This is a genomic window from Micromonospora sp. ATCC 39149 (assembly GCF_000158815.1).
GTDB lineage: Bacteria > Actinomycetota > Actinomycetes > Mycobacteriales > Micromonosporaceae > Micromonospora.
The window spans coordinates 1,270,662-1,281,161 of sequence record NZ_GG657738.1 but is presented as its reverse complement, the minus strand read 5'-3'; the positions used below and the strand labels follow the sequence as shown (position 1 = coordinate 1,281,161).

7 protein-coding genes and 1 pseudogene are annotated in these 10,500 nt (G+C 73.8%); 5 read left to right on the top strand and 3 right to left on the bottom strand.

Annotated features, from left to right (window positions below):
* Window positions 1-328, bottom strand: a 328-nt coding sequence (locus MCAG_RS05125) for a family 1 glycosylhydrolase (RefSeq protein WP_036372402.1), incomplete at its 3' end; no start/stop codon positions are given.
* A 923-nt stretch (window positions 329-1,251) separates the two neighbouring features.
* Between MCAG_RS05125 and MCAG_RS05120 the strand changes: the two genes are divergently transcribed.
* Window positions 1,252-4,149 carry a glycoside hydrolase family 48 protein gene (locus tag MCAG_RS05120; protein WP_198141714.1) on the top strand — a complete coding sequence of 966 codons (2,898 nt, stop codon included), beginning with the start codon at window positions 1,252-1,254 and terminating at the stop codon, window positions 4,147-4,149.
* Between the two features lie 342 nt (window positions 4,150-4,491).
* Here MCAG_RS05120 and MCAG_RS05115 read toward each other — a convergent pair whose 3' ends face one another.
* Window positions 4,492-5,220, bottom strand: a complete 729-nt coding sequence (locus tag MCAG_RS05115; protein ID WP_157547904.1) for a DUF3159 domain-containing protein — start codon at window positions 5,218-5,220, stop codon at window positions 4,492-4,494.
* An 85-nt stretch (window positions 5,221-5,305) separates the two neighbouring features.
* Between MCAG_RS05115 and MCAG_RS05110 the strand changes: the two genes are divergently transcribed.
* From MCAG_RS05110 to MCAG_RS05095, 4 genes and pseudogenes are all read left to right on the top strand, one after another.
* The gene (locus MCAG_RS05110) at window positions 5,306-6,193 is read left to right on the top strand and encodes a phosphatase PAP2 family protein (protein ID WP_007071907.1); all 888 of its coding nucleotides are present in this window, start codon (window positions 5,306-5,308) and stop codon (window positions 6,191-6,193) included.
* A gap of 45 nt (window positions 6,194-6,238) precedes the next feature.
* Complete coding sequence (locus MCAG_RS05105; protein WP_007071906.1) at window positions 6,239-6,925, top strand: maleylpyruvate isomerase N-terminal domain-containing protein; 687 nt, start codon at window positions 6,239-6,241, stop codon at window positions 6,923-6,925.
* Between the two features lie 155 nt (window positions 6,926-7,080).
* Window positions 7,081-8,039 (top strand): annotated as a pseudogene (locus MCAG_RS05100) (LLM class F420-dependent oxidoreductase); the annotation flags it as partial.
* 24 nt (window positions 8,040-8,063) lie between these two features.
* Window positions 8,064-8,855: an SDR family oxidoreductase gene (locus MCAG_RS05095; RefSeq protein ID WP_007071904.1), complete on the top strand. Its 792-nt coding sequence runs from the start codon at window positions 8,064-8,066 to the stop codon at window positions 8,853-8,855.
* A gap of 167 nt (window positions 8,856-9,022) precedes the next feature.
* Here MCAG_RS05095 and MCAG_RS05090 read toward each other — a convergent pair.
* A partial coding sequence (locus MCAG_RS05090; RefSeq protein ID WP_232290090.1) for a DUF3488 and transglutaminase-like domain-containing protein occupies window positions 9,023-10,500 on the bottom strand: 1,478 nt, incomplete at its 5' end.

The window sequence follows — 10,500 nt, the reverse complement described above, 5'->3', positions numbered from 1 at the left end:
CCAGGTCGCGCATCAGGTTGAGGTCATCGGCGTAGCGGTGGTAGTGGTCGGCGGCGACGTCTCCGGTGTCGCCGTTGCGGGTCTTGCCGGGGGTACGGCTGAAGGTGTCCCAGACCGACTCGCCTCGGCCGTCCTCCTTGGCGGCCCCCTCGATCTGGTACGCCGAGGTTGCCGCGCCCCAGCCGAATCCGGTCGGGAAGCGTAGGTTGCCCCGGGACCCGCCGGTCGGGTCGCTGTCGGGGTCGGTGCCGACGTCGCATCCGGTGGCCCCGGCGGTGGCGGAAAGTGCGGCGCGGCTGAGCAGCCGCCGCCGGGTGAGCATCGACATGGGGCCTTCTCCTTGTGATGGGTGCCCACCGCCGCGCGGCCGGGAGCGCTCCCAGCATAAGGCAGGCGGGGGCGGCCGAAGCCGCCTGTGGCGGATCGGCTCTGCTATGCGGGCTGGTCCGGCGCGCGGCCGGTTGCGCGGACGCGCAGGTGGGAGGCGATGCCGGGGCGTCACTCGGGATAGGAGACGCCCGCTGGTCTACGCCGATAACGAGCGAGGCCGGCCGGGTGGCGTGACACGCCTGACCCGTCGGCCTCTTTTCCCATGGTGTCGAGGGGTTTAGTGTGGGGACGGGGGAGGGCAACCCCCGTCCCCACTTCGTTTGCACACACGCACGAGTGGAATTGGCGTCCTGCCGTGCGTGTCGCGCGGGAGCCGGGCCACGCGAGTGGCTCTGGTTCCACCTCCCTCCATTGCCGGTGGGTGATGGCTGGCGGCGGCGTCCGGGCTGGCCCGCCGTCAGCCTTCGGGCAATGCGCCGGAGCGTCGCGGGCACGACGACCCCGGTCAACACCTTCTGTGACCTCCGTCGATGGAAGCGCTCCCATCGGCGATGCTGCGACTGTAACGCCCGTCACCGCTTTGTGAAAGCCCCAAAACGAGATCGAAACAAGTGACTGCTCCTTCGCGGAACTCTCCTTGTCGTGGGAGCGCTTCCATGTAACACTGTCGAACACCGCGACGAGGAGCCAGCTCGCGTGAACACGGGTCGCCGAGGGCATCCGGTCTTCCGGACGGCACCCCAGGAGGGCAGCGGACTCTGTCGACCAGCGTCGACGCTCCGCCCCCGAAACCCCGGCCGGGCCGGATCGACCACCATTCCCTAGCGCCTCCGTCCCCCCGTGCCACCCGCACGTGGAGGCGCCCCGCCGGGGCCCCACGGCCCCGGCCTGGTCCGAGGAGAAACCGCGTACATGAGACTCATGGCAAGACGTCGCCGGACGGCGATGCTCGCCGCCGCCACGTTGGTCGTCGGCGGGATCGCCCTGCCGGCCGGTGCCGCGCAGGCCGCCCCGGCGTGCGACGTGGTCTACGCCACCAACGACTGGGGCAGCGGCTTCACCGCCAACGTCACCATCAAGAACCTGGGCGACGCCATCAACGGCTGGACGCTCAAGTGGACCTTCCCCAACAGCAGCCAGCGGGTGGTCCAGGGCTGGTCGGCGAAATACAGCCAGACCGGCAGCGAGGTGACCGCGACCAACGAGTCGTACAACGGCAGCCTCGGCACTGGGGCGTCGACCACCATCGGGTTCAACGGTAGCTACTCCGGCAGCAACCCGAAGCCCACGGTGTTCACCCTCAACGGCACGCCCTGCAACGGCACCCCCGCCAACAAGCCGCCGACGGTGGCCCTCGGCGTGCCGACCGGGCCGTTCGAGGCGCCGGCGGACGTGCCGCTGACCGCCACCGCCAGCGACCCGGACGGAACGATCACCAAGGTCGAGTTCTACCGCAACGGCCTGCTGGTCAACACCGACACCACCGCCCCGTACGGCTACACCCTGGAGGACCTGCCGGCCGGCAGCTACACCGTCCAGGCAAAGGCGTACGACAACGCCAACGGCATCGCCGTCGACGAGAAGGCGTTCACCGTCAGCCCGGCCTCCGGCCCGCGCCTGGTGGCCACCCCGTCCTCGGTGAGCGTGAGCGAGGGCGGCACCGCCACGTTCAACCTCAAGCTCAGCGCGGCCCCGGCGGCCAGCGTCCCGGTGACCCTGACCCGCAGCGGTGACCCCGACATCACCGTCACGCCGGCCTCGGCCATCCTCACGACGTCGAACTGGAACACCGGCGTCACCGTCACCGTCGCGGCGGCGGAGGACTCCGACACCGTCGGCGGCGCCGCCACCATCACCGCCTCCGGCACCGGCCTGGCCCCCCTGGCGGTCACCGCCACCGAGGTCGACAACGACGTTCCGGGCGGGGACAACGAATACGTCAAGAAGTTCCTCGACCAGTACGGCAAGATCAAGAACTCGGGCTACTTCAGCCCCGAGGGCGTGCCGTACCACTCGATCGAGACGCTGATCGTCGAGGCGCCCGACCACGGCCACGAGACCACCTCCGAGGCGTTCAGCTACTGGCTGTGGCTGGAGGCATACTACGGCCGGGCCACCCAGAACTGGGCACCGTTCAACAACGCGTGGACGGTGATGGAGAAGTACATCATCCCCACGCACGCCGACCAGCCCACCGCGGGCTCCGCCGGCACCCCGCAGTACGCCGCGGAGTACAACCTGCCCAGCCAGTACCCCTCGGCGCTGAACCCGAACATCGCGGTCGGCCAGGACCCGCTGCGCTCGGAGCTGCAGTCCACCTACGGCACCGGCGACATCTACGGCATGCACTGGCTGATGGACGTCGACAACACCTACGGCTTCGGCCGCTGCGGCGACGGCACCACCCGGCCGGCGTACATCAACACCTTCCAGCGCGGCACCCAGGAGTCGGTCTGGGAGACCATCCCGCAGCCGTCCTGCGACACCTTCAAACACGGCGGGCAGTACGGCTACCTCGACCTGTTCGTCAAGGACACCGGCACCCCCGCCAAGCAGTGGAAGTACACCAACGCCCCCGACGCCGACGCCCGCGCCGTGCAGGCCGCGTACTGGGCGCTGACCTGGGCCAAGGCGCAGAACAAGCAGGCCGACGTCGCCGCCACCGTGGCCAAGGCCGCGAAGATGGGCGACTACCTGCGGTACGCGATGTTCGACAAGTACTTCAAGAAGATCGGCAACTGCGTCGGGGCCAGCACCTGCCCCGCCGGCAGCGGCCGGGACTCCGCCCACTACCTGATGTCCTGGTACTACGCCTGGGGCGGCGCGTACGAGACCAGCCAGAACTGGTCGTGGCGGATCGGCTCCAGCCACAGCCACTTCGGCTACCAGAACCCGTTCGCGGCCTGGGCGATGACCAACGTGAACGAGCTGAAGCCGAAGTCCCCGACCGCGGTCTCGGACTGGCAGAAGAGCCTCGACCGGCAGCTGGAGTTCTACACCTGGCTGCAGTCCTCCGAGGGCGGCATCGCCGGCGGCGCCACCAACAGCTGGGACGGCAACTACGGCACCCCGCCGGCCGGCACCGCCACCTTCTACGGCATGTTCTACGACGTCGACCCGGTCTACAACGACCCGCCGTCGAACCAGTGGTTCGGCATGCAGGTCTGGTCGATGCAGCGCATCGCCGAGCTGTACCTGGAGACCGGCAACACCAAGGCCAAGGCCCTGCTCGACAAGTGGGTGCCGTGGGCGATCGCGAACACCACGCTGGGCACCAACTGGTCGGTCCCGGCCGACCTGAAGTGGACGGGCCAGCCCGCCAACTGGAACCCGACCAGCCCGCAGCCCAACACCAACCTGCACGTCGAGGTCATCGCCAAGGGCCAGGACGTCGGCGTGACCGCCTCCCTCGCCCGGACCCTGATCGCGTACGCGGCGAAGTCCGGCAACACGGCGGCCAAGACCACCGGCAAGGGCCTGCTCGACGTCCTGTCCGCGTCCGCCGACGCCAAGGGCGTCTCGACGACGGAGAAGCGCGGCGACTACAAGCGCTTCGACGACGTCTACAACGCCGCCGACGGCCAGGGCCTCTACGTGCCCCCGGGCTGGACCGGGAAGATGCCCAACGGTGACGCCATCGCCGCCGGCAAGAGCTTCCTGGACATCCGGTCGTTCTACAAGAACGACCCGGACTGGCCGAAGGTGCAGGCGTACCTCGACGGCGGCCCCGAGCCGACGTTCAACTACCACCGGTTCTGGGCCCAGTCCGACGTCGCCATGGCGTACGCCGACTACGGGATGCTCTTCCCGAACGGGTGACCCAGATCCTCCGGGTGGGCGGCGCAGCCCGCCCGCCCGGAGTCCGGCCGGGCCCGGGGGAACTGATGAGCCCGGTCGGCAGACGGCCTGACTCCCACGGTCAGGCCGGGACGAGCCGGCCGTCCGGCCAACGCAGCGGACCGGCCGGCTCGTCCCACCGCCCGAAGCTGAACTTGCCGCGAAAAAGCCCCGGAAAAAGTGCCCGTCCAGGGATCACGTGACGGTCGCGGACGGAGTAACGTACGTCACCGGAGAGGCCGCTCCCCCCGTGGCGGCCTCTCCCTTTTCGTCTCCCGACCTGGTTCTTCCTCCCGGCTGCCTCTTCCTCCCGGCCGTTCTCCCTCACGATCGTTGCGGCTCACGGCCGCCGGCCTTCGCGTGCGGGCCGGGCACGGTCACCGGGTGTCGCAGCCCCGGATGCCCGGCCGGCAGCGACCGGCGGATCACCAGCCAGCTCACCGCCAGTGCGGTCGCCACCAGTGGCCAGGTCAGCGCCACCCGCGCCACCACCAAGGCCACCACCTGCCCGCCGAGGTAGAGCGGCACGAAGACCGCCACCCGCAGCGCGTACGTCGCCGCCCACACCCAACTGCCCCGCCCGTACGCCCGCAGTAGCGCCGGGTCGCGCCGCCACCGGCCCCGCTGCCGCAGCGCCACCCCCACCAGCACGCCCAGCAGCGGCCAGCGGATCACGATGCTCACGATCCAGGCGAGCGCGCTGGCCACGTTCGACAGCACCTGGACGAGGAAGAAGTCGGCGGCCCGCCCGGTTCGCAACGCGATCAGCGCCGCCACGCAGACCGCGAGCAGCCCGATCAGCACCGAGCGCGGCCGGTCCCCCCGGCGCAGCCGCCAGCCCGCCAGGACCGTGCCGGTCAGCACGGCGGCGGCCACCCCACCGACCAGCGACTGCCCGGTGGCCAGCCAACCGACCGCGAACGCCACCGGCGGCAGCGTGGCATCCACCGCCCCGCGCCGCCCGCCGAGCAGATCGGCGAGGGACTCCGGCCGGTCGGCCGGCGGCGACGGGACGGGGCGGGACGGCCCATCGGGCCCGGGTGTGGCGGTCACCGGCAACCTCCTGTACGTCCGTCCCAACCTAGCCGCAGGATGCCGGCGGGCCACCGGGGGACGCTCCCACGCGGGCCGCTACGGTGTGCGGGTGCGCGCGACGGCGAGGGGTTGGACGGCAGTCTGGTTGGTCGTACTGGTCCTGGCCCAGACAGCCGCCTTCGTCGTGGTGTGGCGCGCAGCCCTGCACACCGAGCCCGGCCAGTGGCTCGACACGGTCGCCCTCACCGGCAACCGGATCGGCCAGGACCGCATCGCCGAGCCGGTGAACCACATCCTCAACACGATGTCTGCGCTGTCGCTGCTGGTGGCGACGGCGGTGATCGGCTTCATCGCGCTCATCCGGCGGCGGGTAGCGCTGGCCATCACAGCCACCCTGCTCATCGCCGGGGCGAACGTGACCACCCAGTTGCTCAAGCACTCCCTGGTCCGGCCGGACTTCGGCATCGACCCCGAACGGGCCGCCGTCGGCAACAGCCTGCCCAGCGGGCACACCACCGTGGCGGCGTCCGTCGCCCTGGCGCTGATCCTGGTCCTCCCGCGCACGGTCCGGGTGCTCGGCGCGTTCGTCGGCACCGGATACGCGGCCGTGGCCGGCGTGGCGACCCTTTCCGCCGGCTGGCACCGGCCCAGCGACGCCGTGGCGGCGTTCCTCGTCGTCGGGGTCTGGGCGGCGCTGGCCGGGTTGCTGCTTCTGGTCACGCAACGGGAGCAGGCCCAGGTGGAGCCCGCCGACGCGCACCGCGTCGCCGCCATTGTGCTCGGCCTGGGCGGCACGATCGCCGTGGTGGCCTCGGCGCTGGCCCTGTCCTGGCTGGTCGACCTGCCCCAGCTCGACCCCGACGAGATGGGCCGGCGCTCGCTCTTCGTCGGCTACGCCGGCAGCGCCGCCGGCACCGCCGGGACGATGGCCGTGGTGGCGGCGCTGGTGCTCGCCGTCGTGCACCGCCTGGTGCCCCGCGTCAAGGGCTGACCGGCGTACGCGGCCGCCGTCCGGAGCCGACCACGGGAGGGGATCATGCGGATTGCCCACGACTACTCGGTGCGGGCGGCGTTCCGCGACGAGTGCGCGGCGCTGGGTGTCGTCCTGCGCGGGCTCACCCCCGCCGACCTGAGCCGGCCCACCGACTGCCCGCCCTGGGCGGTACGGGACCTGATCGCCCACGTCCGCACCGGCGCCGGCCGCCTCACCGGCATGCTCGCCGCCCCGGCCCCGCCCCGCGCCGAGGTGGACGCCGCCGGGTACTTCGGCGCGGCGAAGTTCACCCCGCAGGTCGACCGGGCCCGGGTAGACAGCGCCCGCCGTCAGGCCGGCGAGGCGACCGACCCGGTCGAGGTCGCCGCCGGGTTCGACCGGGCCTGGCGCGCGGCCGACGCCGCGGTGGCCCACCAGCCGCTCGACCGGGTAGTCCGCACCCGGCACGGCGACCCCATGGCCCTGACCGAGTTCCTGGTCACCCGGGTCGTGGAGGTCGGGGTGCACGGCCTGGACCTGGCCGCCGCCCTGGGCCGCGAGCCGTGGCTGACCCCGACCGCGGCCGAGGTCGTCACGGCGCTGCTGACCGGCGGCCGGGCCGTGCCACCGGAGCTGGGCTGGGACCGGTTGGCGGTGGTCCGCAAGGCCACCGGCCGGGCGTCGCTGACCGACCGGGAGCGGGCCGTGATCGGGGCGGCCGGGGTGCGTCTGCTCGCCTTCGGCGGCTGACCCGGGTTCGGGGGAGCCGCCCGCCCGCTGCCGCCGGACGTCCGTCGCCGGCCGCCGGCTCGGCCCGCAGACGTACGGGCAGGCGGTGCGCGGGCGGGGACCTTGCCCGGGGCGGGGGCAGCGGGCAGGATCGACAGGTGACGAACCGATGGGGCATGACCGTGCCGCTGGGCGGCATCCCGCTGGCCGACCACGCCGCGTTCTACGCCGCCCTGCACCGGGCCGGCTTCACCGATGTGTGGTCGTCCGAGGTCAACGGCACCGACGCGTTCACCCCGCTGGCGCTGGCCGCCGCCTGGCAGCCGGGGCTGCGGCTCGGCACCGCCATCGCCCCCGTCTTCACCCGGGGGCCCGGGCTGCTCGCGATGAGCGCCGCCGCGCTGGCCGAGGCAGCCCCCGACCGTTAAAAAACTCGGCATCGGCGCATCCTCGCCGGTCGTGGTGGGGGACTGGAACGCCGTCGCCTTCGACGAGCCGTTCAGGCGCACCCGGGACGTGCTGCGCTTCCAAAAAAAAAGCCCTGGCCGGGCAGACCGTCGACGGCGCGTACGACACCTTCGCGGTGCGCCGGTCCACCCTGGAACGGCCGCCGGCCGTGCCGCCGCCACTACTGCTGGCGGCGCTGCGCCCGGGCATGCTGCGGCTGGCCGCCGCCGAGGCCGACGGGGTGATCCTCAACTGGCTCGCCGCCGCCGACGTCCCCACCGCCGTCGCCGAGCTGGGCCGGCGGCCCGACGGGTTCGAGGTGGTCGCCCGCATCTTCGTCTGCCCCACCGCCGACGTCGGCCATGCCCGCGCCCTCGGCCGCAGGCTCATCACCACCTACCTCACGGTGCCCGCGTACGCGGCGTTCCACCGCTGGCTGGGTCGGGCCGAGACCCTCGACCCCGTGTGGCGGGCCTGGGCGGCCGGGGACCGGCGGGGCGCCGCAGCCGCCGTGCCCGACGAGGTCGTCGACGCGCTCGTGCTGCACGGCCCGCCCGAGGACTGCCGCGACCAGGTGCGCCGCTACGCCGACGCCGGAGTGGACGTACCGGTGCTGGCCCTGCTGCCCACCCCGGAGCTGGCCGCCGGCGGCCCGGCGGCCCTGGCCGACCTGATCGCCCGGCTCGGGCCGGCCGGGGAGAGGGGGGCCGGCGTGAACCTCACCGACCGGGTGGTCGTGATCACCGGCGGCGCCGGCGGCATCGGCGCGGCGCTCGCGTACCGGTTCGCCGCCGAGGGCGCGGCGGCCGTCGTGGTGGCCGACCTCGACGTGGCCGGCGCCCGGGCCGTCGCCGAGGCCGTCGGCCCGGTGGCCCACGCCGCCGAGCTTGACGTCACCGCGGAGGACCAGGTCCGCGCGCTGGTGGCCGACACCGAGCGACGGTACGGCCGGCTCGACCTGTTCTGCGCCAACGCCGGAATCGCCACGGCGGCGGGGCTGGACGCCGCCCCAGCCGACTGGGACCGGGCCTGGCGGGTCAACGTGCTCGCCCACGTGTACTCCACGCGGGCCGTGCTGCCCGGGATGCTGGCCCGGGGCCAGGGGTACCTGCTGCACACCTGCTCGGCGGCCGGGGTGCTCACCGCCGTGGGCGACGCCCCGTACACCGCCACCAAGCACGCGGCGGTGGGGCTGGCCGAGTGGCTCGCCGTCACGTACCGGGACCAGGGCATCCGGGTCAGCGCGCTGTGTCCACAGGGGGTGGACACGCCGATGCTCGCCGAAGGGCTGGCCGCCGGTCACCTCGGAGCGCGGGTGATCGCCGCGTCCGGCGCGGTCCTGCACCCCGACCGGGTGGCCGACGCGGTGATCGCCGGCCTGGCCGAGGAGCGGTTCCTCATCCTGCCCCACCCCGAGGTCGCCAACCACGCCCGCCGTCGCGCAGAGGACCCCGACGGCTGGCAGGCCGGGTTGCGCAAACTGGTCCGCCGCCTCCGCTCCTGACCCATTTCGCTTCTGTCCCGCGCCCCGTCCTGTCCCGCGTCCGGCCCTGATCGTGCTCGATTCGGGATCGAGTGGTTTCCACGTGACGCCGCTGCCACTCGATGGGTGAAGCGGCGTGGTCCTGTGCGAGATCGCGGGAGCCGACGGGCGGGTCGGGTGGGGGAGGATCAGGGGCGCCAGCGCAACGGGCCGGGATGGACCGACCAGAGCAGCCGCCGCCACCACGGGCGGGCAGCGCGCAGGGCGGCGACGTACTCGCCGGCCAGGGCGGCGGCCCGGTCCGCCTGCTCGGTGGCGGCAGCGCCCGGCGCGAAGGCGAGTTGGTTGAGCAGCCCGGCCAGCTCCCCCAGGTCCGGCGGCGCGGCACCAGCGGCGCGCGCGTCCGCCAGGGCGTCGGCCAGGGCGGCGCGGGCCCGCTCCGCGACCTCCGTGGCGGCGAGGTCCCCGCCCACCGGCCGCCCGGCCAGCCGCAACGCGTCGGTGACCTCCCGCCAGGCGCCGGCGATCCGCCGGCCGGGGTCGCCGGTGGACAACCGGGCCCGGGACCGCGCCCGGCGCATCGCGACCAGCGCCGCCAGCGCCGCCCCCACCAGGAGCAGCAGGCCACCCGCGCCGCCACCGACCAGCACCGGGGTCGACAACCCGCCCGAGTCGACCGGCCGCCCCGGCGCGGCCTGCGCCGGCGGGGTCCCGCTCGGCTCCAGGGTCGGCTCGGGCACCTCCGACGGCGGTGGGTCCTCCTGCGCCGGGCGGAAGTCCTCCTCCACCGGGCGCGGCTCGTCGTCGGGACGGGGCAGCGGGTCGAACGCCACCCAGCCGAGGCCGGAGAAGAGCACCTCCGGCCAGGCGAACGCGTCCGCCGCCCGCACCGGCCCGTTCCCGGTGGAGGAGAAGCCGACCACCACCCGGGTGGGCAACCCGGACAGCCGACCCAGCACCGCGAACGCCGCCGCGAACTGCTCCGACGTGCCGCGCTGCCCGCCGCCGTCACGCGGGCCGAAGAGGAAGAAGTTCAGGTTCGGGTACGCGTGCCCGCTCGGCGCGTCCGCCACCACCCGGTAGTGCTCGGCGAGGAACTGCTCGATCGCCGCCGCCCGCGCGTACGGGGCCCCGTTGTCCTCGGCGATCCGTGCGGCGAGCCGACGCACCGGGTCGGGCACCCCCTCGGCCACCCGCAGCACCCGGGCCACCTCGTCCCCGGCCGGCACGTTCGCCGTGGCGAGCAGGTTGTTGTCGGGCCGCTCCGCAGCCGAGGTGACCGTGTACCGCAGCCCCGGCGTCAGCCCCTCCGGCCGGATCAGCGTCCCCGTCAGCGGGTCGTACGCCACCCGAACCCCGCCGACCTCACGCGGGGTGGCCACGGCGGGCAGCAGCCGACCGCTCAGGTCCGCCACGGTGATCTCCTGCCGGACCGTCTGCACCGTGGCCCCCGGCGCGGGCTGCGCCGCCGGCAGGATCCGGCCGGCGTTGCGGTACGTCGCCCCGACCCGCCAGGTCACCCCGTCGTAGTCGCTGAGCACCGCGAGCCGGATCCGCACCGACCCGCCCCCGCCAGCGCCGGGCGGGCCCCCGACGCCGCCCGGCGGGGCGTCGGGCGCTCCGTGGCCACCTCCAGCAGCTTCTGCTTGCGGGTTCAGCGCCCAGC

What these genes read in the sequence shown, in the direction of transcription:
- MCAG_RS05120 (WP_198141714.1), top strand. Translation starts at nt 1,252, where the DNA reads ATGGCAAGACGTCGCCGGACGGCGATGCTCGCCGCCGCCACGTTGGTC.
- MCAG_RS05105 (WP_007071906.1), top strand. Translation starts at nt 6,239, where the DNA reads ATGCGGATTGCCCACGACTACTCGGTGCGGGCGGCGTTCCGCGACGAG.